Annotated in this window: 18 protein-coding genes; 6 read left to right on the top strand and 12 right to left on the bottom strand. The window is 40.3% G+C overall.

Annotated elements, in window-relative coordinates; genetic code table 11:
- Window positions 1-19 precede the first annotated feature (19 nt).
- From ACNQGS_RS25600 to ACNQGS_RS25580, 5 genes are all read left to right on the top strand, one after another.
- The gene (locus ACNQGS_RS25600) at window positions 20-808 is read left to right on the top strand and encodes an extracellular solute-binding protein (protein WP_491489796.1); all 789 of its coding nucleotides are present in this window, start codon (window positions 20-22) and stop codon (window positions 806-808) included.
- A 131-nt stretch (window positions 809-939) separates the two neighbouring features.
- Window positions 940-1,449, top strand: a complete 510-nt coding sequence (locus ACNQGS_RS25595; RefSeq protein WP_491489795.1) for a hypothetical protein — start codon at window positions 940-942, stop codon at window positions 1,447-1,449.
- 124 nt (window positions 1,450-1,573) lie between these two features.
- Window positions 1,574-2,158 (top strand): RNA polymerase sigma factor, encoded by a 585-nt coding sequence (locus tag ACNQGS_RS25590; protein ID WP_491489793.1) that lies wholly within the window; start codon window positions 1,574-1,576, stop codon window positions 2,156-2,158.
- On the top strand, window positions 2,148-2,900 hold the full coding sequence (locus ACNQGS_RS25585; RefSeq protein WP_491489792.1) for an anti-sigma factor: 753 nt from the start codon (window positions 2,148-2,150) through the stop codon (window positions 2,898-2,900). The genes ACNQGS_RS25590 and ACNQGS_RS25585 overlap by 11 nt, the downstream gene beginning before the upstream one ends.
- Before the next feature lie 239 nt (window positions 2,901-3,139).
- Window positions 3,140-3,592: an N-acetyltransferase gene (locus tag ACNQGS_RS25580; RefSeq protein ID WP_491489791.1), complete on the top strand. Its 453-nt coding sequence runs from the start codon at window positions 3,140-3,142 to the stop codon at window positions 3,590-3,592.
- Window positions 3,593-3,770: 178 nt separating this feature from the next.
- Here the strand turns inward: ACNQGS_RS25580 and ACNQGS_RS25575 are convergent, their stop codons facing one another.
- The gene (locus ACNQGS_RS25575; protein WP_491489790.1) at window positions 3,771-4,238 is read right to left on the bottom strand and encodes a DUF3291 domain-containing protein; all 468 of its coding nucleotides are present in this window, start codon (window positions 4,236-4,238) and stop codon (window positions 3,771-3,773) included.
- A gap of 126 nt (window positions 4,239-4,364) precedes the next feature.
- On the opposite strand from ACNQGS_RS25575, the gene ACNQGS_RS25570 reads away from it, so the two are divergent.
- Entirely contained in the window at window positions 4,365-5,162 is a 798-nt protein-coding gene (locus ACNQGS_RS25570) for a prohibitin family protein (protein WP_491489789.1), read from the top strand.
- Window positions 5,163-5,303: 141 nt separating this feature from the next.
- On the opposite strand, the gene ACNQGS_RS25565 is transcribed toward ACNQGS_RS25570, so the two are convergent.
- The 11 genes from ACNQGS_RS25565 to ACNQGS_RS25515 form a co-directional block, all read right to left on the bottom strand.
- Window positions 5,304-5,744 carry a cell wall hydrolase gene (locus ACNQGS_RS25565; protein WP_491489788.1) on the bottom strand — a complete coding sequence of 147 codons (441 nt, stop codon included), beginning with the start codon at window positions 5,742-5,744 and terminating at the stop codon, window positions 5,304-5,306.
- A gap of 799 nt (window positions 5,745-6,543) precedes the next feature.
- Window positions 6,544-7,971 carry an aldehyde dehydrogenase family protein gene (locus ACNQGS_RS25560; RefSeq protein WP_491489787.1) on the bottom strand — a complete coding sequence of 476 codons (1,428 nt, stop codon included), beginning with the start codon at window positions 7,969-7,971 and terminating at the stop codon, window positions 6,544-6,546.
- A gap of 16 nt (window positions 7,972-7,987) precedes the next feature.
- Window positions 7,988-9,619, bottom strand: coding sequence for an acetolactate synthase large subunit (locus ACNQGS_RS25555; protein WP_491489786.1), 1,632 nt, complete (start codon window positions 9,617-9,619; stop codon window positions 7,988-7,990).
- 408 nt (window positions 9,620-10,027) lie between these two features.
- Complete coding sequence (locus tag ACNQGS_RS25550) at window positions 10,028-10,735, bottom strand: DNA alkylation repair protein (protein ID WP_491489785.1); 708 nt, start codon at window positions 10,733-10,735, stop codon at window positions 10,028-10,030.
- 407 nt (window positions 10,736-11,142) lie between these two features.
- Window positions 11,143-12,357: a benzoate/H(+) symporter BenE family transporter gene (locus ACNQGS_RS25545; RefSeq protein WP_491489784.1), complete on the bottom strand. Its 1,215-nt coding sequence runs from the start codon at window positions 12,355-12,357 to the stop codon at window positions 11,143-11,145.
- Between the two features lie 220 nt (window positions 12,358-12,577).
- Window positions 12,578-13,390: a GGDEF domain-containing protein gene (locus ACNQGS_RS25540; RefSeq protein WP_491489783.1), complete on the bottom strand. Its 813-nt coding sequence runs from the start codon at window positions 13,388-13,390 to the stop codon at window positions 12,578-12,580.
- A 53-nt stretch (window positions 13,391-13,443) separates the two neighbouring features.
- Window positions 13,444-15,549 carry a sensor domain-containing protein gene (locus tag ACNQGS_RS25535; protein WP_491489782.1) on the bottom strand — a complete coding sequence of 702 codons (2,106 nt, stop codon included), beginning with the start codon at window positions 15,547-15,549 and terminating at the stop codon, window positions 13,444-13,446.
- Window positions 15,549-15,755, bottom strand: coding sequence for an aspartyl-phosphate phosphatase Spo0E family protein (locus ACNQGS_RS25530; protein WP_491489781.1), 207 nt, complete (start codon window positions 15,753-15,755; stop codon window positions 15,549-15,551). The genes ACNQGS_RS25535 and ACNQGS_RS25530 overlap by 1 nt, the downstream gene beginning before the upstream one ends.
- Before the next feature lie 189 nt (window positions 15,756-15,944).
- Complete coding sequence (locus ACNQGS_RS25525) at window positions 15,945-16,787, bottom strand: CheR family methyltransferase (protein WP_491489780.1); 843 nt, start codon at window positions 16,785-16,787, stop codon at window positions 15,945-15,947.
- A 39-nt stretch (window positions 16,788-16,826) separates the two neighbouring features.
- A complete protein-coding gene (locus ACNQGS_RS25520) occupies window positions 16,827-20,060 on the bottom strand; it encodes a response regulator (RefSeq protein ID WP_491489779.1) in 3,234 nt (1,077 codons plus the stop codon).
- A gap of 44 nt (window positions 20,061-20,104) precedes the next feature.
- Complete coding sequence (locus tag ACNQGS_RS25515) at window positions 20,105-22,630, bottom strand: EAL domain-containing protein (RefSeq protein WP_491489778.1); 2,526 nt, start codon at window positions 22,628-22,630, stop codon at window positions 20,105-20,107.
- Window positions 22,631-23,015: the final 385 nt, after the last annotated feature.

Below are 23,015 nucleotides of genomic sequence, written 5' to 3'. Positions count from 1 at the left end.
AATAAATGGAGGAATGAGGATGAAAAAAAATCTGTTACTCGGCGCAATCTTTTTACTTCTGTTCACGGCCACTGGATTATCGGTTTACGCTAACATGAAGGATTCAACAAAGTCTCAACAGCCGAACGATGGAGTGATTCGAGTGTACGGCCCAGGCGGACCACTGGGACCAATGAAGGAAGCAGCAGAAAAATTTACAGCGGAAACAGGAATAAAGGTTGTCGTAACGGCTGGACCTGAATCCAACTGGGTTAACCAAGCCAAACAAGATGCAGATATCGTTTATGGAGGATCGGAGTACATGCTTCGCAGCTTCATGCTAAGCAATCCAGAAATGATCAATGAAAAATCACTTACAGAATTATACGCCCGTGCAGCAGGAATTTTAGTACGAAAAGGGAATCCCAAGAACATTCAATCGCTTGAAGATTTAACGAAAAGCGGCGTGAAAATTATCGATGTCAATGGTGCCGGGCAGCTTGGATTATGGGAGGATTTGGCCGGAAGAAAGGGACTAATCGGAGGAATTAGCCAAAATATTGACATCTCCGTAAAATCCAGTGCCGAAGCAATCGAAATATGGAAATCCAATTCAAAACACGACGCATGGATTACATATGAATCCTGGCACCATAGGCTTAAGGATGTCACCGATTTAGTGGAGCTCCCAGAAGCAGAAAAGCTTTACAGAGGAACCCCGATTGCGCTAACAACAAGCACGGATAATAAAAAAGAAGCCCAACAATTCATTGACTATCTAAAAACCGACGCATCCCACCAAGTCTTTCAAAAGTGGGGATGGAAATAACGTTCACAAGTAAGTGCAGGTACCCTCCAATCTTCTGGCCCATGCCCGGCACTTTTTTCTATAAAATTCGAACCGTTTTTTGTGTTTCCTCGTTACCTTAATTGAACAGAACAAATAAGGAGGAGTTCATAATGAAAAAGTGGAGTTGGTTAACTTTATTCCTTTTAGCAGGAGTACTTCTTGTTGGGTGCAGTGCAAAAGAAAATGCAAAGGACAAGGATACAAGTAATCAAGCAAAAGAGACAGCCGTAGAGGTTAACAAAGATGCCGAAAAAGTGGCGGACAAATCAGATACAGCCCTGCAGCTGAAGGAAAACGAAAAAGTCGGTAACTATCTTGCAGATGCGAAAGGGATGACACTTTACTATTTTGCCAAAGATCAGCCAAACACTTCAAACTGCAGCGGCGAATGTCTCCAGAACTGGCCTTCCTTCTATTCTGAAAACCTTGAAGCTCCAGAAGGACTTAACAAAGAAGACTTCAGCACCATTACCAGAGCAGACACAGGTGAGAAACAGACTACCTACAAAGGCTTTCCGCTTTACTACTTTGTTAATGACAAAGCAGCTGGTGATGTAAATGGACAGGGCGTTAAAGATGTTTGGTTTATTGTTAACAACGAGACAACATTTCCCCAATAATGCAACTTTTCGAAGAATTGCCGCCAGGCAGTTCTTTTTTCTCATTTTGAAAAGGTTTCCCCTTCCGCTTTCACAATGATTTATACTAGTAAAAACGCTGCAATGTAAGGGAGAGAATCTGGCAATGAAATCGAAGACAGACGAAGAACTGATTGGACTAATTGTCCAAAAGCATCGTCCGGCACTTGAAGAGCTATATGACCGATACGCAAAGCTTATCTATAGCTTCTCCTATAAAATAGCAAAGGGCGATACAGATAAAACAAAAGAAATAGTCCAACATGTATTTCTCCGGCTTTGGACGACAAAAAGCACCTATAATCCTGCAAAAGGGCAGTTGGCGAACTGGCTTCTTACCATTACCCGAAATATTGCGATTGATCTCATTCGTAAAGAGCAAAAACATAACGGAACCATCCCGTTAGAATTGAATGACATGGTGCAAATTCAAGGGCAGCAGTCGGAGGATGTCCTGCAGCAAGTATCAAGAAATCTATTAAAACAACAAATTCAGGAAGCCAAACGCCATCTCTCTGAACCACAGCAACGCCTCATCAACCTTTTATACTGGGAAGGTTACTCTTTAAGCGAAATTGCAGAAATAGAACAGAAGCCGCTCGGTACTATTAAAAGCAGGCTGCATCAAACCTTGAAAAAACTTCGGAATTACTTTAGTGAGGAAACAGGAGGGGTTCGGCATGGAAAATAAATGCAAAAACCTATCTTTATATATGATTAATGAATTGACTCCGCTTGAAAAAGAAGAATTTGAACGCCATTTGAAAACTTGTACCCACTGTCAGCACGAATTAGAATCGCTGCAAGGATTATGGCAGACCCTTTCTTATGAAGTTGAAGAGGTGGACGTTCCAGAAACACTGAAAGCAGATGTCATGAACTTTATTTTTGAAGAGAATAAAGCACCTCAGCAGGACCAGAAAGTAGAAACAGCGAAGAAAAGCTTTAGCGAACACTTAAAGCTCCATTTCAAAAAGCATTTCTCGCCATTATCCACTGCTGTTGCTGTCGTTCTAGTCATTGGCTTAGTCGGACTATATTGGAATAACCTTCAATTAAAAGATACGATTACAGCCTTAGAAACAAAAGAAGCGGACACAGCCCAAATTGTATCGACATATGTCCTAAAAGGGCAGGGTTTAGCCGCTTCGGCAAACGGCAATGCTTACCTTCTTAAAGAAGGCGGCACCACCAATCTTGTCATCGAATTAAATAATATACCGCGTACCAATGATGAGGAAGTATACCAAGTGTGGCTATTAAAAAACGGCACTCGGCAAAATGCGGGGACTTTAAAGCCTGATCAAAACGGCAACGGCCTAATCACCTACCGCCTCCCCCAAGCCCTATCGTTTGACGCTATCGGAATCACTTTAGAGCCGAACCCAAACAACACACAACCGCAGGGCCAAAAAGTAATGGGAACTTCTTAGGGGAGTGGTGCAAGGGTGTGACATGGGTACAATTAAAATCCCGCACATAAATTGCCCGACAACCGATTAGGTGCTAGTCGGGCCTTTTTACTTCCCCGAAGAGAAAAAATATCTAAAACGGAAAATTCAGCGAATATATAGTTGTATAAAAATTCTCTTTAATGTATATTTATTAATATGTAACTAAGTTGGGATAGTTTTAATTTGTTATATTGATATATTCTCTTGGGGGATTTTCTATGAACATTCGAAAAGCGATAATGAGCGATACAGAAAGTATCTATAATTTAATATCAGGGTATGCCAAAGAGGGAAAGCTGTTGGTGAGAACTTATCCTTCAATCTATGAAAATCTGCAAAGTTTCGTTGTTGCCGTTTTAAATGACGAAGTTGTTGGGATTTGCAGTTTGACAATCCTTGACCGGAATTTAGCTGAGGTAAGGTCATTAGCCGTCAGCCCTGCTTATGTTGGAAAAGGAATCGGAAAAGCACTGGTAAAACAAATTATGAAAGAAACAGCAAACTTGGAAATTACTAAACTAATATCATTAACCTATCAAATTGAATTTTTTTCAAAGTTAGGTTTTAATGTGGTAGATAAAAACGAATTACCCCAAAAAATGTGGAAAGATTGCATAAACTGCCCCAAACTGCATTCCTGTGATGAAACAGCGATGTTATTGAACGTTTGATGATGCATGGGGACGGTTCTCATGCATCATTTTTTCCAATAATCAAATAAGACTGAGGCAGAAGAGACCTTCCCCCATCACACCAATCAGGCTTGGAAATAATAAAATTTCCCATTGTGGCAGGCACCAATCATTCTCCCAAATTCAATAATTGAGGCAGAGGAACCGTCCCCATGCATCACTTTACCAAGCACGTCTCCCCTTTTTCATCAAACGCAGCCTTAAAATCGAACGCATAAGGAGTGGGTCCATTCTGAATATAATGGCTGTATCGCTTGAAAGCCTCCTTCCATGACACTTCCCATTGCTTCTCCGCCCACCACACTACATAGGAAAGGTGTTTATCCGGATAAGGCTCCATCCATTTGCTTCGATCTCGCAACGCTTGCTTATGCAGACCTGAATAGGTAAAACGATATAAGGCTTCGAGGTTTTTCCATATTGTTAAAGTAAGAACAGGGAATCCACTCCCCTTTTTGGCTTCTTCAGGTATAGGGACTCCTTCAGGTGAAAACACCTCTATAAGTTGTCCAGTTTTAGCGGCCTGATGAATGATTTCATTACCCACTTCGAAAAATTCACTTGATGCCGGGTGGTTGTACGGGTGATTGAGCCTGCCCACAGTATAGATTGCAACAAAAGCCATACACAGTCCTCCATCTATAGTTTTCACCTATTTATATTCAAGTAAGACGGGAACTTATACCCATGCTTCCGCATGAGACCAACCCTCTCATTCATATATTTTAATGAGAAGGAGAGGAGGAGCGCCTTGCATTACGGAAAATATATAATCAGTGGCGTGATTTTAGTCTTGGTTATCGTGCTTTTTATTTTTTCCAGCACGAAGGTGGAGTCTGGACATCGAGGAGTTTTGTTGCAATTAGGAGCAGTGAAGCCAACGATTTTGACGGAGGGCTTTCATTTTAAAATTCCATTCATTCAAAATGTGGAACAGATAGAGGTCCGGGTCCAAAAAGAAGAAAGCTCGCAAAGTGCTGCTTCAAAGGATTTACAAATGGTTACAACCAAGGTGGCCGTCAATTACTCGGTCGATCCAGGAGCGGTCAATAAGCTATTTCAGGAAATCGGTCTTGATTATCGTACCCGCATCGTGGATCCCGCCATCGCCGAATCCTTAAAGGCGATTACCGCTCAATATACAGCGGAAGAGCTGATTTCAAAACGCCCGGAAGTATCGGCTAAAGTGAAGGAAATGCTGGACAAGAAATTAACCAAGTATTATATGCTCCTAGAAGATATCAATATTAAAGAATTTGCTTTTAGCGAGGAATTCAACAAAGCGATTGAATTGAAGCAAACAGCCGAACAAAATGCGTTAAAGGCCCAAAGGGATTTAGATCGAATCAAAATTGAAGCCGAACAACAAGTTACACAAGCGCAAGCCGAAGCAGAGTCATTAAAATTGAAAAAAGAAGAAGTCACACCCGAGCTAATCCAACTGAAACAAATCGAAGTACAAGAAAAAGCCTTGGAAAAATGGGACGGACGCCTCCCAAGCGTAACCGGCGGGGCAACCCCGTTTATTGATTTGAGCGGGGTGAAATGATGCATGGGGACGGTTCTTATGCCTCACTTTGTGAGGCATAAGAACCGTCCCAACACTCGATATTGTTCGATGTAATTCAGCAAATTGTTGCCCATGTCCAACCTAATCAAACGTTTAATTAAACCGGGTCAATGCCCTGGCCTACCCTTGATACACACTATCACATGTTCCAGGTTTTGGTTCATAATAACAATGATTTTTAAATTGACCGGATTGTGGTTGATCGTACCATGTTGGAGGGCATGGCGCATGTGGATTAAAATACCAAAGGGCATATTTTCCTGGGTGTTGTCTCCAATAATCCAAGTTTTGTTTGGCTAATCTTTTTTCAGAAGTTCTAGCTCTTTGATAAAATACGTTCCCTTTTTGAACAGCTTCAAAGGAAAAATTTCCTCCTTGTACTTGAAAAATAACGGAGTTGATTGATCTTAGCCCCTTAAAGTCTAAGCAATCTGCCACAAGTCGATTTACAATGACATTCCCAACATATAACATTCCTAATTTTCCTTCACCCTCAGCTTCTGCCCTCATCATCCTCGCCATTAAACTAACGTCTGAACTTCGGTAATTTGCTCTTGGCATTTTTCCACCCCCAAAATATAGTATGAAAAATAGCCTACATTGTTGCATTGTGGATGATGCATGGGGACGGTTCTCGTGCATCATTATTTCCAATAATTAAATAAGAATGAGGCAGAAGAACCGTCCCCATGCTTCACATTGTTCGAGCTATTCCAACAAAGTGTTGCCCATGTGCAACCCAATCAAACGTTTAATTAAACGGATTCAATGCCTTGTTACTGAAGGTTTTTTTCTTCCACTTTTACGAAAATGCTTGTCGGTCAGACAAACGTTTGAGTAAATTCCTACAAAACGTTGATAAATTAACGTTCTGTTCCCTATTTCCGTGGAAATTTTGATGAATGCTGCCAGATTAAGGCGAATCATTTCTTGCAAGTTTTACACAAACTTGAAAATCCGACAATTTCCACCGAATTCTACTACCGCGTTCCTTATTTAAACGTTTGGATAAAAGCTAAGACACTATTGATTTAATAGACTTTCCTCGCCTATTCCTCCAAAAATTTTGTCAGTTAATCAAACGATTGTGTAGTATTAGACTGAGCCCTTCCCTTAACTGGGTTTACAATTATTTTGTAAGCAGAAGAATGTCGAAATCTTCAATAAGATTCCACTGGTACGATTCTCAATTTATCCGATGATGGCAACGCTGCCGAATCAACATGCTTAATTAGTTGAAAAGAAACTTGAATAAACAAAAATAAACGGCTCAGTTTTGTGAGCCGTTTGCTTTTTCAATACAAATATTAATCCACAACACATCCAAATTCTTTGATGCATAAGAACCGTCCCCACGTCCCTACTTTAATTTAATGCCAATAAATTTCAGTTCCGTCATTTCTTCTATGGCATATTTTATTCCTTCTCTGCCTACACCGCTTTGTTTTACACCGCCGTAAGGCAGGTTATCCTGCCGGTAGGTAGAGATATCGTTAATCCAAACACCGCCTATTTCTAATTGGTCGGCTACCCTGATTGCTCGGTCAATATCCTGGGTGAAGACACCAGCTTGCAAACCGTAAATGGAGTCATTAGCATATCCGATAACTTCCTCTTCTGTATCAAACGGAATAACTGATACAATCGGTGCAAAAACCTCTTCTGCGATGATTTTCATATTACGATCGACATCAGTCATGATGGTCGGGGAAAGAATGTTCCCCTCTCGATCGCCGCCCACTTCTATTTTCGCGCCATTTTTGACGGCATCATCAATCCAAAGCTTTGCCCGCTCCGCTTCTTTCTCCGTAATCATGGGCCCGATATCTGTGGCCTCCTCCATCGGATCCCCAATTTTCAAAGCCCTTGTTTCTTTTATAAACTGTTCCAAAAATGCCTGATAAACATTTTTTTGTACAAAGATTCGTTGAGCATGGATACAAACTTGTCCTGAAAAAGAAAAAGCCCCAGTTACTAATCTTGTTACAGCCGTTTGTATGTCTCCATCGTCGAATATGATGTTAGGGGAATTGGAGCCTAACTCTAGGATAACTTTTTTAAAGCCGGCGGTTTCACGAATTTTCTTTCCAACGGCTAAGCTTCCTGTAAAGGATATTTTATGGACTTTTTCATGCGTGACAAGAGATGCACCTACTTCTCCCGTTCCCATTAACAAATTTAGTGCCCCATCTGGAAGGCCTGCTTCCTGAAATAACTTGACTAATTTATAACCCGACACCGGTGTTTTCTCGGCTGGTTTGAAAACAATTGTATTACCCGCAGCAATCGCTGGTGCAATTTTATGCAATGACAAATTTAGCGGAAAGTTAAAGGGAGTGATGGCTCCTACCACACCTAATGGGATTCGTTTCACTAACCCCAATCGATTTTCCCCTCCAATGGCTGCATCCATTGGCAAGACTTCTCCGGTAATATTTTTAGCAAGTTCAGAAGCAAACCTTAGAACTTGAACGGAACGATTGATTTCATCCCTGCTATATTTGATTGGTTTACCAGCCTCTCGGATAATCGTGTCTATAAAATCCTCAGGATTTTCCTCTAAAAGATCGGCAGCTTTTCGTAAAATATCACTCCGTTGATGAGCAGGCATCATCTTCATCGTGGAATGAAAAGTTTCAAAGGCATTTTCTACTGCCTCATTCAGATCAGCTTCTGTCGCTAAAGCTAATTCCGCTACAATTTCTTGATTATATGGATTTTTTACCTCAAGTGTTTCTCGATTATGTTCATTTCGCTCTTGACCATTGATAATCGAACCGAGCCGCATGTTGACCCTCCCTTTCTTAGCATTGAAGATGACTTAATTTCTCGGTTAATTTCATGTTTTCACTATAATCAACTGGGCAATCAATGAAGACAGGTTTGTTCATGGCAATGGCCTTCTCTAATGCAGGTTTAAGTTCCTCTGCCCTGTTAATTTGCAAAGCTTCAAATCCGTAAGATGATGCAAGCTGAATAAAGTCAGGATTTCCAAATTTAATATGGGAAGGACGGTTAAACTTTTTCAATTGATGCCATTCGATTAAGCCATATCCTTCATCTCTCCATAATAAAACAATAATCGGGAGATTCAGTCGTTTGGCTGTTTCTAACTCAGCGCCGGTCATTTGAAAAGATCCATCTCCGCATACCGCTACAACGGTACGATTCGGCTGGGCAAGTTTCGCCCCTATCGCTCCTGGGACAGCGATCCCCATTGATGCCAGGCCATTAGAAATAAGACAGGTATTCGGTTGATAGGTATGGAACATCCTCCCCATCCATACTTTATGTGCCCCCACATCTGAAATCACGATATCATCTTCTTTTAAAACAGCTCTTAAATCGGAAATAATTTTCTGAGGTTTGAGGGGGAAGCTCGTATCGACACTAAATTGCTGCAGCTCAGCCAGTGCCTTATTCCGAACGTTCAATACCCATGAATTATTCCTTTCTCTAGGGGAAAGAACTTGATGCAACTTTTCTAAATTCCGTTTGATATCTCCTAGTACGTTTAGTTTGACAGGATAATATTGATCGGTCTCTGCTTCTTCAGTATCAATGTGTAAAATGGAGGTAGCACCATTAGGATTCCATTTAGATGGAGCATATTCTGCAATATCAAAACCAATCGCGATAATTAAATCGGAATGATTAAACCCACAAGTAATGTAATCATTCCCGCCTATGCCTGCTGTAAGTAAACTTAAGTCATGGGTCCATGGAAGAGCTCCTTTTCCCATGAAAGTATGGACAACAGGGATATTGACCTTTTCCACTAGAGCCCTTAATTGATCAGCAGCATGTCCCCTAGTTATCCCGTTACCAGCTAAAATAAGTGGGTGCTCAGCCTGCTCAATAAGTTGGACTGCTTGTTTAATGACCTGATCCCCTGCTTCTGTTAAAGTATGGACAGTTCCCTTTAAGGGAGTTCCCTGAACCTCCATTCCAGCAACATCATTTGGGAGATCGATGTGGACAGCACCAGGTTTATCTTGAGTAGATACCTGAAATGCTTTACGAACTGCTTCAGGGATGATTTCTCCCTTTTTAATTTGTGCATTCCATTTTGTTACAGGTTCATAGATATGGATCAAATCATAATACTGATGACTAATTTTATGCTGCCTGTCTAAACTAGCTTGGCCAGTAATCGCAACAATTGGATTCAAATCCATGTTGGCATTTGCCACACCTGTTAAAAGATTTGTTGCTCCTGGACCTAATGTGGCTAAGCACACACCCGGGTTTTCCGTTAACCTTCCGTAGGTCCCTGCCATAAAAGCTGCACTCGTTTCATGTCTGGTTACGATAAAATTAATCGTTGAATCCAGTAGAGCATCCATAAGATCGATATTTTCCTCGCCTGGTATCCCAAAGATATATTTTACGCCTTCTTCTTCTAAACACTTTACTAGTAATTCAGCCGCCTTCACTATTAAACACCCTTTACAATGGATTACGAAGAATTGGATGCTGCTTCTCCGTTCGTACGAATCATAACGTCGGCAATATTCATGATCATTTCCTTCATAAATAAACACTTAATATCCAAACATAAAAACGGAATATATATAGTTAAGATTCTCTTTATGGAGAAACTTATCCTTAATGATTTTTGTATCCTTTCCTTTTGCTTTGTTCTGCCATAAAAAGGCCTCCTTTATAAACTACATTCCGCCTTGCTGATACGTTTTTTTAAAAGGTGTTATGCAATTATCTGGCCGTTAACATGAAAAAAGCACAATTCTTTCTGCAGAATTGCGCCTGATCGAGAAATAGCCACTTATCCTAGTTTGTTAGCGACCTTCCAATGTTGTATTGAGCTTCGTTCCCGTGTAGTGCTAGCACCTAACATATTTACGTTTAAACCCAAGCTTCCCTCTATCAATCTCCTTTTGAATATTTTCGGAAGCATTCAGGATACTGCTCTTTTTCTTATCCCGCTTGATTTCGACCGGGCCAACAGCCTTTGCGGTTTCAACCGCCTTTTCATGAAGCGGCACATAGGAAATTGCGACGGTGTAGATAAAATTATTCATCGCCGATTTTGCTCGATCCGGAGCATCGTGAATCGTCTTTTCCACCTGGTCAAGCATACCGGCAAGCTTGCTTGCGCTAAACTCGGTGTCCTTACGATTACCCAATAGCCAGCAGTAACAGCTCCAGCCTGCCGACATTCTCAGTTCTTCCCCGCTGGCAATCCATTTATCAGCAACAGCCTGCGCAATATCGGCTTCTGCCAATGTGACCGCCACCACATAATCGGACAGCATATAAAAATACGCCCCATCCATCCAGCGCTCAAAATCCGCCTCCGTCATGGCCATTGGGTCCGCAATGATCCCCGCAAAATACATGGCATCGTAGTTCCCAGTGGCATAAAGCTGCTCGGCCAAAGGCTGATTCTTCTTGATTTTCTTTGCAATCGGCTTCATCGCACCTGTTGCCACGCCAAAAACTGGCTCGTGTGCACCATTGCCTATGTACATCTTTTTCAATCGCTCCTTGCCGAGCGCCTCAAGCTCCTGCATAACCGTTTCAAAATCCATTGTTTTTGCACTTCCTCCCTTTAAAAGCATACCTTCTTCATTGTAACCAAATAGTTTCTATTCTTAATAATCATATTACCTAAAAACAATCCACGAATCTTGAAAAAGGGGGTAAGTTCAGATAAAAAGCCAATTATAGGGCACTTCTAGAGGGCGGTAAAAAGAGAATGGAAAGTATATTGGATGTTTAAGAAAATAAAAGTGGATATTCGGAAAGTATCTAGCCAAAAAGTGAAAGTAAAACCATCAAAATGAAAGTAACCAGACCAATCCGGAAAGTATATCCAAATAAATGGAAACCACCTCAAAAACCTAGGATAGGCACTCCGCCCGGGGTTTTTGGCTATAGATTCCACATAGACGGTTCTCATGTCCCCAAAATGAGGCAAAAGAACCGTCCCTCTGCCTCATTTCTCAACAGTCTTCGCAATCACAGCCCCAACTATGAGCGCCCAAACAGGTGCGCTGATGTGGAGAAAGGAGACTTGCGACAGAGCGATGAGAAATGCAGCTAATGCACTTAAGCGGTAGCGGTTGTCGGAAAATCCCTGCTGCAGACTGGAATGCAGCACCCCGATTAAGGCAAAGCCTGCTAGCAGCGAGACGAATGCCTGTGGCAGTGATTGGATGAAGGGCACGATTTTCCATGCAAAAATACCAAATAACATCACGAAAATCCCACACAACACAGATCCTGCGTATCGTTTTGATTTTTCGCCAGAATCAGGCCCTGCGCATATCGCTGTCATCATGCCGGCGATGTTCGCGCAATGGCCGCCGAAAAACCCCGTGATGCTTGAAAACACACCGCTAATGGTGACAATTTTACGGATAGGCGGGTCATAGTCCTCGCTTTCCAGGGCGCCTATTCCTGGTGCCGCATCATTGCTAAGGACTAACATCGCAAGCGGAAGCGCCAAGGTCAACACTCCCATCCACGAGAATTCCGGAGCATGCAGTGACGGCAAAGAAAAAGGAATTCCCTGTGAACTCAAGTCGAGATCCTGTGTGAAAAAAAGGGCAACAAACGCCACGGCGACCGCTGCCATGACGGCAGGAATCCGCTTGCTGTATTTGGTGCATACAAAAAAGCTGACCAAGGCCGCCAACCCGACCACCGGCATTTCTTGAATGGCTGGAATCAGCTTTACAACATATCCAGTGACCAATCCTGCCAGCATCGCCGATATCACTTCCTTCGGCACCCATTTGATGATTTTTGTAAAAAGTCCGGAAACACCTACGATTAGGATCGTAAGCCCCGACAACACATAGCCGCCGATGAGTTCCGGAAATGTAAAATGGGCCGTAACCGTTGCGAGGAAAGCTGCTCCCGTGATGGAATGGCCGCCAGTGATCGGCTTTCTAAAAAGAAGTGCCATCAAAATGCCAACTACACCGGGAAAAAAATTGGCGGCAAACATCCAGGTAATCGTTTGCTCATTGGTAAAGTGGCCTGCGGCTGCAGCCTGCAAAATAATTAACGCCGGCCCCGTCATAAGTAATGTGCTAGAAATCAGACCTGACGATAGATTTTGACTATTAATATCGTGAAAAAAAGATTTCCTTTTTCTATTGGACTGTAAACGAACACTTTCATCTAATTTTCCTGGTAATCCCATCTGCCTTCCACATGTCCTCTCTTTTTATCCTATTATTAAAAAGGTAGGCTAATATATTTCGATTGTCAAACTTTTTGGAATAGTTTATCAGTTTTTGAGGCACAGGGACGGTTCTCATGCATCATCGCGGAGTGAGTGAGGCACAAGTACCGTCCCCATGCATCACCCACTCAAATAAAGGCGAACAGTGTGTTAACTGTCCGCCTAGATTTATCATTATTTATTCCATTGAATAGACAAGATTTACTGTATTCTTTCCAGACGATTTTGATTTATACATTGCTAAATCCGCGAGTTTAAGTATTGAAGCGGGAGTGTCTTCTGGTTGGCACATAGCAATGCCGATGCTCGCGGAGATTTTACAATCGTGGACGCTTATCTGCAGGAGGTTTAAGATCCGATTTGCTTCAGCTTCTGCTTGATGTATGCTAACACCTCTAAGCAATACTGTGAACTCATCACCTCCAAGACGGCCCACAAAAGTACCCTCATTTTCTATTTCTAGCAGTTTTCGGGAAACCTCTATTAAAAGTTGATCCCCAACCTCGTGGCCATACCGGTCGTTCACCCTTTTAAAGCCATCCAAATCAATAAACATTAAATAGGATTGGCCCTTTTTCTTTAAGGCATTCTCTAACTCTCTTATAAAGTAATGTCTATTGGGAAGTCCTGTTAAAGAATCATATAAAGCCATTTTGGTTAGTTTTGCATTTAACTCCTGTATTTTTAGCTGCCTATTTATGAGTTTCTCCGCTAATGCCCCAACCCCAATCGAGCAAGAAAGGGTGATCAACGAAATCCCAATATGCAAGGCGGAGTTCTCATCGATCACATTTACACTGTGGAATTTTTTCTCATAAAAGAACCAGCTTAGATGATAGGCATTGACGATGATTCCAGCAAAAACACCGCCATACAACCCTAAATAATAGGAAAAGATGAAGCACGGGATAAGCAATGCAAACCAAGACAGATCATCAATATAAAACCTTTCATAATCATCTAAAAAATCGGGTATGAGTATAATAAACACACATAACGAAAGAAGGGGTAATGGAATTTTCCGAGTATTTATCGACAAACTTTTCAAGTGTTAATCCTCCGCCAATCATTGCTCTTAGATAGGAGTTGGGAAAACGCAGCTACATCCACAGGCCTACTAAACAGATATCCTTGAATCAGACTGCATTTGTGCTTTAACAAAAAATCAAGTTGCTCTTCTGTTTCAACCCCTTCAGCTACCACCTTTATTTTTAGTTCTTGTGCCAAATAAAGGATTGATTTGATGATCGCCTCATCATCAAAACTAGAATGAATAGCATTAATAAAAGAACGATCAATTTTTAAAAAATCCACTTTAAATTTTTTCAAATAATTAATCGAGGAGTATCCTGTCCCGAAGTCATCTAAGGAGATCGCAATACCACTCTCTTTTAAAGCATTGATGGTCGCTAAAACTTTTATTTCATTTTGAATAAGGGATGTCTCGGTAATTTCAAACTCCAACCATTTCGGATCGATGTTGGTTTCAGCTAGAATCATTTGCAATTTGCTAACAAGATCATCCTTTAAAAAACGTTTCGCACTAATATTGATCGATATGGGAACGATTGTATTTCCATCTTCCAACCATTGTTTAATTTGCTTACAAACCTCCCCAATAACCCAATCCCCTAAATCAATAATTAAATTCGTTTCTTCTGCTAATGGAATAAAATGATCAGGAGGAAGAATTCCCCTTTCAGGATGGTTCCAACGAATTAAAGCCTCGGCTCCCTTAATTTCCCTGGTCTTTGGGTCCACTTTTGGCTGATAATGGAGGATGAATTGTTCCTCTTGAATGGCTTTCATCAAATCGTTGACCATCAGAAATTGTTCATGAAATTCAGTTGTCATCGAAGGAGTGTAAAACTGAATATTGTTTTTCCCCAGTCCTTTTGCGCGATATAAAGCAATATCCGTATTGGCGCATAGCTCATTCATGGTCCTGCCGTCACGTGGAAAAATGCCGATTCCAATACTGGTCGTAATGTGTAAGTGATAATCTTGAATGATAAATGGGGATTCAAATTCCCTTTGTATTTTTAATGCCACTTCATTTGCGGCTTTCGGATGACAATTCGTTAGAATAATGGCAAATTCATCGCCGCCGAGTCTTACTAACAGATCATTTTCAGTAAGATGGCTGCCCAATCTTTTTGCTGCTTCTTTTAGAAGTTGATCTCCTCCAGAATGTCCTAATGTATCATTCACAAACTTAAAGCGGTCCAAATCCAAATAAAACAATACAAACTCTTCCTTATGTTTTCTTACCAAATGCTCTAATTTCTCCTCAAATAGCCTTCTATTCGGCAAATCGGTTAAATAATCGTGATAGGCATAATAATTAATCTGATCATATTCTAATTTCTTGTTATGAATATCAGTAACTAGACCATCTAGACGTACTAAGGCTCCATCGGAGTCTAAAATGGGAAATGTCCGCGCCTCGACCCATTTTATTTCTCCTGAAGAATCCACAATCCGATACTGATATATACAGGTTTCCCCATTTCTAAGCTCCATCTGGCTTTGTTCAAAGCACTGTAAATCTTCAGGATGAATTAGTTCTATCCAATCACGGGAACCATTCATAAAATCTTCTTTTTTGATTCCTGATAAGGCTTCAATGCCTGAAGATACATAAACAACTTTACGAGCGCGGATATCCCAAGACCAAACACCTAAATTTAGACTTTCATAAATTTGCTGGAATTGTGTTTCACTTTCCTTTAACCGTGTCTCAGTCTGAATAAGTTTTGAAATGTCTTTCGCAATTCCGTAAATGCCTACTACCTCACCATTGGAAAACATAGGAATATTGGTAACGGTAACTTCGACATAATGTCCGGCTTTATGAATGCAGCTGCAATTATATTGTTGCACCTGCCCGCCTACAGCAAGTTGAACATGATCTGAAACCCGGTCCAGATCTTCTTTTTTAACTAAGGCATGGTACAATCCATGAATCTCATTTGAGGAGTACCCAAGAAAGCCTTCTATACTTTTATTGCAGCTTAAAATATTGCCCACTAAGTCCATTGTGAAAATGGTATCAGGATGATGATGAAATATTGATTGATGGATATTTTGTTTATGAAAATCATCAGAGGATATCGTGTTTGTAGTCTTTGCAATTTGAAGTATGCTCACTAATAATTCCCCTCAATTTCACGAGTTTTGTGGTCATTTCTATTTAGAGGTACATGATTTAATAATTGAATTTGATAAATTAATTCATCTAGTTCTCTACTGCATGTCAACACTGTCGGACTGGAAAAGCCATATAAATAAACAAGACTTTCTAACTTGTTTTTCAGTTCTGAAATCTGTTCTAAGATCAATGAGGCATTATCCATTTTTTCCTCCACTTTTACTATAACTGCTTTATTTTTATAGTTTCATTATGAAATAACAGGAAAAAATAAAATATCACCAAACCTTCCCAATATGAACAATCATGAAAATAAGGAAGGTCTTCCTATATACAAACAGTCCAAACTCCCCGTATTTTTTTACATAAAAAAAGGCCAATTCTGGCCCTTATTTCAGTTTATCTTTTTATATAATTTCTGACTGTTGCTAATGGTTTCATAGCAGTCGGCTTTCATTGTGTGGTTAATCGTCTCTTTATCACCGAGGCCAAGAATCCCCAACTTTCCCAAACTTTCATAAAAGAGGGAATGGACTTTATCTTGCAGGTTTTTATTAAAATAAATTAACACATTTCTGCAAAGAATGACATGAAATTCATTAAATGAATGATCTGTCACTAAATTATGCTGGGCAAAGACGATATTCTTGGAAAGGAACGGATGGAATTTCACACCGTTATTGGTGACCTGATAATAGTCAGAAAAGGCCTTTTTTCCTCCCGCCAAAATATAATTATTCGTATATTTCCTCATCTGTTCTAACGGAAATACCCCTAATTTAGCAATTTTTAATACTTCCGCATTGATGTCGGTGGCGTAAATCTTGGTCTTTTCATAGATGCCCTCTTCATGGAGCAGCATTGCCATGGAATACACTTCTTCACCAGTCGAGCAACCTGCATGCCAGATCCGAATTGAAGGGTAAGTCCGCAATTGGGGAACGACCTTTTCCCTGAAGTCTAGAAAAAATAAGGGATCGCGAAACATTTCTGTTACGTGAATCGAGAAGTCAGAAATGAGCCTTTTTAAACAAGCTGGGTCATGTAAGATCTTTTCTAACAACCCCGTAATACTTGAAAGTTTTTCGGCATGGATCCTATGCCAGATTCTCCTTCGGATCGATTTATAAGCATAGTTTCGGAAGTCATAGCCGCACCATGTGTATAAACCTTGTAATAACAAGTCGATTTCAAGTTTTTCTAAATCCTGTTGGGATTCTGTCGAATGATTACTCATAAGCCCTCTCAATCATTTATTCTGGATTCTCCAAGATTATTATTTTTTATTGTATAGCCACACTCTTATCAGAGAGATTAGTTGATCCGGGTCAAAAGGCTTCACAATATAGTCAGACGCTCCTGCCTTTATACACTTTTCCCGATCTTCCTTCATCGCCTTTGCCGTTAGGGCAATGATAGGTAAAGAAGAGTATTGCGGTTTTTCTCTTATTCTTTGAATGGCTTCATATCCATCCATTTCAGGCATCATGATATCCATCAATACCAAATCAAAACCAGGACCTTTTTCTAAAAGTTCAATACCTTCCTTGCCATTCTCGGCAAATGTAATATCCATATGATAAGTTTCGAGTAAACTCATTAATGCGTAGACGTTTCGGACGTCATCATCCACGAGAAGAATCCTCTTTCCCTCAAGCTCCTCCTGAACCGTAACTTGATCGGCAGTGTCCACGTTCCCACTTTCTTCCTCTTTTTCACTTTCGGAATGCAAATATAATTCTAATTCATCCATTAACCTTTGCGGTGAATGTTGATCTTTGATAATGATGGTATTCGTGTATTTTAATAAATGGATCTCTTCTTTCGCACTTAAGTCACGGCCCGTGTAAATAAATACGTGTAACTGTTCGTTGTCAGGGCTAGTCTTAATTTTTGCTAATAAGTCCATTCCATTTGTATCTGTTAATCCTAAATCAAGGATCATAAAATCAAACTTGTTTACCTTTAACTCTTCCATTGCCTCCAAACCCGTTGAGACAGCTTTGATGATGACATTTTTTGCGCCTACCAATTCCATTAAACTATTGCGTTGTCTCACATCATCATCGACTATCAAAAGCCTTTTTATCGGTTGATTGACATCTAACGTAAGGTCTTTTTCAGGTACACTGGCGGGTTCACTTATTTCCTCTCGCTTTACATTTGTGGATTCAATCGTTACGGCCACCTCTTTCAAGGGCTTAAACTGTTCTTGTTCCTGGGCCTCCTCTTGAAAATCCGCTACATAAAAAGAAAATCTGCTTCCCTTCCCCTGTTCACTTTCAACCACAATTTCACCGTTTAAAAGATTGGCTATTTCTCGACAAATGGACAAACCTAATCCGGTTCCGCCAAACCTCCGACTCGTCGTACCGTCAGCTTGCTGGAAGGCTTCAAAAATAAGCTCCTGTTTATCATCTGGAATCCCAATCCCGGTATCAACGACAGAAAAAACATACGTCGGCTGCTCGACGATGTTAGAAGACAATCCAATCTCAAGCCTTACCTCGCCTTGATTCGTGAACTTAAAGGCATTGGACAAGAGATTTTTTAGAACCTGCTGTAACCTTTGTTCGTCACTAATAAGGGATAGCGGCAGACCATCCTGTAAAGAAATGTGGAAGTTTACGTTCTTTTCGTCTGCGATGGGCCTAAAACTATTTTCCACAAACTCTACTAGATCACTAATCAGTACTTTACCTGGATTCACCCTCATTTTTCCTGATTCAATTTTTGCCAAATCTAAAATATCATTAATGAGTACCAATAAATCACGGCCAGAAGAATGAATCGTCTTTGAAAACCTTACCTGTTTTTCGGTAAGGTTCCCCCCCGAATTTTCCGCAAGCAATTTAGAAAGAATCAACAAACTATTTAATGGCGTTCGAAGCTCGTGGGACATATTGGCCAGAAATTCGGATTTATATTTAGAGCTTAACGCAATCTGCCTTGCCTGTTCTTCAAGTTCGGCATGGGCACTTTCCACTTCCCTGTTCGTTAATTCGAACATTTTATTTTTCTCTTCTAAAATGGCCGCCTTTTCCAGCAATTCCTTATTGGTTTGTTCCAATTCTTCCTGCTGATACTGCAGTGTTAGCTCTGATTGTCTTAGTGCTTGTGTTTGTTCCTCTAACTCTTCATTTGTAGCTCTGAGTTCCTCCTGCTGTGCCTGTAACTCCTCAGATTGTGCCTGGACCTCTTCCGTTAACATCTGGGATTCTTGCAGTAATTGAGCAAGTCGAATTCTTCCATACACACTCTCAAGAATAATCCCTAAACTCTTCGCGATTTCGTCCAATAAGCCATTCTGTTCCTCCGTTAAAGCTTTAAAGGATGCCAGTTCTAATACCGCTTTTACTTCGCCTTCAAACAGAATCGGGAAAATAGAAAGATATAAAGGTGTTCTTTCCCCCACACCAGTTTTTATTTGTATATAGTCTGATGGGACATCTGTAAGAATAATGGGGGCTTTCTCAATGGCAGCCTGTCCGATGAGGCCCTCCCCAAGTTTAAATGTAATGGGATGCTGTTTATCGTTCATTTTTCCATAGGATGCAAGCAAGGTAAGGGACGAATCTTCCTTGCCGTACAGGACCGCATGACAGGAGTCAAGTAAAGGTACAGCCTTTGAAAGAAACGTTTGAGACAGTGTTTCTAGATTTTGTATACCACTTAAACTAGTGGTAATGTCCGCAATATTGGACTTTACCCAGAGCAAACTTTGTTCCCGCATTCTTTGTTCCGCCAACGACTGCACCATTGTATTAAAAGAACGAGCAACCTCACCAACCTCATCATTGGATGTTACTTCAACCTTTGTGCGAAGGTCGGCCTTTCCATTTGCGACATTTTCCATGACATTCGAAACTTTACTTAACCGATTCGCAAATTCCCACACGATTCGGACGATATAACTGGATGAAAGAACAATGGCGATTAGGCTAATAAGACTGGTGATCGCTATTTGCCACTTGAAGCTTTTGGTTGAATCATCAAAAGATGAACTCATGTTGGTCTCAAAATGGTTGGTAAAGACTGTAATTTCTTGTAAAAGCTTGTCATGAAGTGAATGCCCGTTGTTATCGATCAATTGAATCGCTGCAGCCTTTTCACCTTTAGCATTAAGTTCGATTACTTTATCTTTATAAACATTAAATTCAATAATAATTTCCTTTAATTTATGGACCATATCTTTTTGCTCGCTGGTATTGACTTTAGATTCCAACAAGGTAAGATCCTGACTCACTCTTTCACTTAACATTTCAACATGATCCAATTCCTTTTGAATCGAAGCTTTGTTAGTGAAAAGGACCACATTTCTTAAACTAATGGCTTCATCTTTTATTTCCTTTTGGATTTGTTCAGCTAACAATGCCTTCTCATAATTATGTTGAGTAAGCTCTGTCAATTTCGTCAGATTTTGAATCTGTAATAACCCAAAAACAATGATGAGAAGAACAATGATTGGTTTACTGCTAATTCCCAGAATTAGCTTCGTTTTGAATTTCATAAAGAGCTCCTCGCACTAAATTTTACATGCTGAATGTCCCTATCTTATGCTTTAAGATTCTCACCCTCTTCAATACATGTTTGGTATACCTTTGCCATAGCCTGCAGGCGGTCATTGACGGCTAGTTTTTGAAAAATCCGTGTAATATGATTTTTTACTGTATGTTCACTAATAAATAACACATCTGAAATTTCTTTATTGCTTAACCCATTTACTAAAAGCTTAAATACATCCATTTCTCTTGATGAAATAGCGTATAATTGTTCAGTACGAAGGAGTGCTGCATCGAGAAGCGATGCACTTGAAAACGCACGGGAAGCTTCCACATGTCCACTCGTTAATTCCCCTTTATTACTCTTTTCCTTCTTTTCAAAACGGATAATTCCCTTGCGGTTCGTTGTTTTAGAGAGAGCCGGAACAAGAAACGCTTCGAATTCGGCAGCAGGTACAGGAGGAGAATAAAGGTAACCCTGGGCCTCGTCACATTGGTATTTTTTCAAAAAATCTAACTGTTCCTCTGTTTCAACACCCTCAGCAACCACAGACATATGCAGTCCGTGAGCTAACGAAATAATCGAGGAAATGAGCGTTTGGCTATGAGAGGCATCTTTGGAAATATCGCTTATAAAGGATCGATCAATTTTTATGGTATGGACTGGAAAACGCATGAGATAGCTTAATGAGGAATAACCTGTTCCAAAGTCATCGATACTGATCCGAATCCCCCATTTTCTAAGTTGGTTTAATGTTCTTGTGATGATCTCCTCGTTTCCCAATATGGTTGATTCGGTAATTTCAATTTCTAACCATTCTGGGCCTAGTTCCGTTTCCTTTAAAATTTGCTGAATGCTGCTAACCAAGGCTTTTTGTAAAAATTGTTGGGCTGAGAAATTCACTGATATTTGAATGGGGGCATATCCAGCTTGCTGCCAAGCTTTATTTTGCAGACAAACAGACTTAAGCACCCAGTCGCCAAATGCCATTATGTCCCCCGACTCTTCTGCCAGCGGGATAAATTCCGCAGGAGAGACAGGGCCCCAATTCGGATGATTCCATCTTAATAAGGCTTCGGCATGTCTAACTTTACCCGTTTCAATATCTACTCGAGGTTGATAAACAATGGATAACTCCTCACGTTCGATCGCTTTTCGCAAGTCGTTCCTTAAAATAAAGTTCTTATAGGATTGGATATTCATCCCGGAATGGAATACCTTATATCTATTTTTCCCTTGTTCTTTTGCACGATAAAGGGCTGCATCTGCGTTCCTCATTAATACTTGGGCATCCTCTCCGTCGTAGGGAAAGACACTAATTCCTATAGAAGTGGTCATGTATAATTCATAGTTATCAATAAAGAATGGCTCTTTATAAACCTCTATAATAGTCTCTGCTAGTTCAAGTGCGCTTTCCCGGTCTGTATCCGGTAAGAGAATAGTGAATTCGTCTCCGCCTAACCTTGCCACTAAGTCCTGAGCTCTCGTAGTGGCCGAAAGTCTTTTGGCAATTTCCAGTAGCAATTTATCCCCTACAATATGCCCGAGTGAATCATTAATATATTTAAATCGGTCCATGTCCAAATACATCATCGCTAAAGGTTGATAAGACTGCCTGCCTTTATTTAGCATGAACGTTAATTTTTCATTAAATAATCTTCTATTCGGCAGCTCCGTCAAGCTATCGTAATAGGCCATATGGGTAATCTTTTCCTGATCATGCTTCTTCTTGGAAATATCACGGATCGTAACGGCAATAAGACACCGATCCTGTACATATCTTTTGCCAATTTGGATTTCGGCAGGAAAGGCTGTTCCATCTCTTCTAGTAGCCTTAATCTCTTCCAGATTGTCATTACCCGATAGATAACTTACATTCTTTATCGTATTTAATAGACTATTAATATAGTTAGTAGATTCTTCTCCTAAAAATAGCCCAAATACACTTTTTCCAATTAATTCATGCTCATGATATTGAAACATTCCCTTAATGGCTGGGTTGACTTTTAAGATCCTCCCACTTTCATCAATGACAAGCATGGTATCAATGGAGGTTTCACTGATCACATTTGCTAATGCTTCGGAAATGCGCAATTGAGAAGTCAAATTCGACAGCTCCTCATTAGCCTTTTCTAATTCCTTTGTTTTCTCCGTAAGAATAGCGGCTTGCTGTCTTAGCTGCTGATTTAATTTATAAATCTCAATGAAACGTTCGACTTTTGCTTTTAAAATAGTAGGCTCGAGAGGTTTCAGAATATAATCAATAGCACCGAGGGAATATCCGGCGAAAATATGCTCAGAATCCATATTGTTGGCGGTAATAAAAAGAATCGGAATGTTTTTCGTCTTTTCGCGTGCTTTAATGATCTTGGCTGTCCCGAAGCCGTCTATACCGGGCATTTGTACATCTAGCAAGATTGCCGCAAAATCATGCCTTAGCAGGCATTTTAGTGCCTCTTCACCCGAAGAAGCTTTTACTAGATTGTAATCTTCATGCTCAATAATCGCTTCCAAAGCTAATAAATTCTCGGGTCTATCATCGACTAATAGGATATTTATTTTACTATCAATGCTCATCATAATCCTCCCCTCTTGTATACAGGACCAAAAGGTATTCTTTATAAGTAATAAATTAGTATTATTCCAGTTAACTATGTAGGTAGTGTTAACTATCATTTTACTTATTATTACAAAATTCGGATCATATTAACATAGTTTCGACAAAGTTAGACATTGATGATATAGCCGATTTTTTTAAGAGACTAAGAGCCTGGTTATATTATGAAAAATAGAACAAAAAATAAATATCACCAGTTATTCCTATCTTTTTCATTCCCGAAAAAAAGGAATATACTCCTAGTAGTGATGCATGGGGACGGTTCTCTTGCCTCACTTTGTGAGGCAGAAGAACCGTCCCCCGCTCCACAAATCTAGTAAAATAAAAAAAGAGGTTGAAACCAAA

Source organism: Neobacillus sp. PVCKKU3 (genome assembly GCF_058323225.1).
The sequence above is the reverse complement of the archived record's forward strand: the minus strand, read 5'-3'. Positions and strand labels throughout refer to the sequence as shown.

What these genes read in the sequence shown, in the direction of transcription:
- ACNQGS_RS25600 (WP_491489796.1), top strand. Translation starts at nt 20, where the DNA reads ATGAAAAAAAATCTGTTACTCGGCGCAATCTTTTTACTTCTGTTCACG.
- ACNQGS_RS25595 (WP_491489795.1), top strand. Translation starts at nt 940, where the DNA reads ATGAAAAAGTGGAGTTGGTTAACTTTATTCCTTTTAGCAGGAGTACTT.
- ACNQGS_RS25590 (WP_491489793.1), top strand. Translation starts at nt 1,574, where the DNA reads ATGAAATCGAAGACAGACGAAGAACTGATTGGACTAATTGTCCAAAAG.
- ACNQGS_RS25585 (WP_491489792.1), top strand. Translation starts at nt 2,148, where the DNA reads ATGGAAAATAAATGCAAAAACCTATCTTTATATATGATTAATGAATTG.
- ACNQGS_RS25580 (WP_491489791.1), top strand. Translation starts at nt 3,140, where the DNA reads ATGAACATTCGAAAAGCGATAATGAGCGATACAGAAAGTATCTATAAT.
- ACNQGS_RS25575 (WP_491489790.1), bottom strand. Translation starts at nt 4,238, where the DNA reads ATGGCTTTTGTTGCAATCTATACTGTGGGCAGGCTCAATCACCCGTAC.
- ACNQGS_RS25565 (WP_491489788.1), bottom strand. Translation starts at nt 5,744, where the DNA reads ATGCCAAGAGCAAATTACCGAAGTTCAGACGTTAGTTTAATGGCGAGG.
- ACNQGS_RS25560 (WP_491489787.1), bottom strand. Translation starts at nt 7,971, where the DNA reads ATGCGGCTCGGTTCGATTATCAATGGTCAAGAGCGAAATGAACATAAT.
- ACNQGS_RS25550 (WP_491489785.1), bottom strand. Translation starts at nt 10,735, where the DNA reads ATGGATTTTGAAACGGTTATGCAGGAGCTTGAGGCGCTCGGCAAGGAG.
- ACNQGS_RS25545 (WP_491489784.1), bottom strand. Translation starts at nt 12,357, where the DNA reads ATGGGATTACCAGGAAAATTAGATGAAAGTGTTCGTTTACAGTCCAAT.
- ACNQGS_RS25530 (WP_491489781.1), bottom strand. Translation starts at nt 15,755, where the DNA reads ATGGATAATGCCTCATTGATCTTAGAACAGATTTCAGAACTGAAAAAC.
- ACNQGS_RS25525 (WP_491489780.1), bottom strand. Translation starts at nt 16,787, where the DNA reads ATGAGTAATCATTCGACAGAATCCCAACAGGATTTAGAAAAACTTGAA.
- ACNQGS_RS25520 (WP_491489779.1), bottom strand. Translation starts at nt 20,060, where the DNA reads ATGAAATTCAAAACGAAGCTAATTCTGGGAATTAGCAGTAAACCAATC.
- ACNQGS_RS25515 (WP_491489778.1), bottom strand. Translation starts at nt 22,630, where the DNA reads ATGAGCATTGATAGTAAAATAAATATCCTATTAGTCGATGATAGACCC.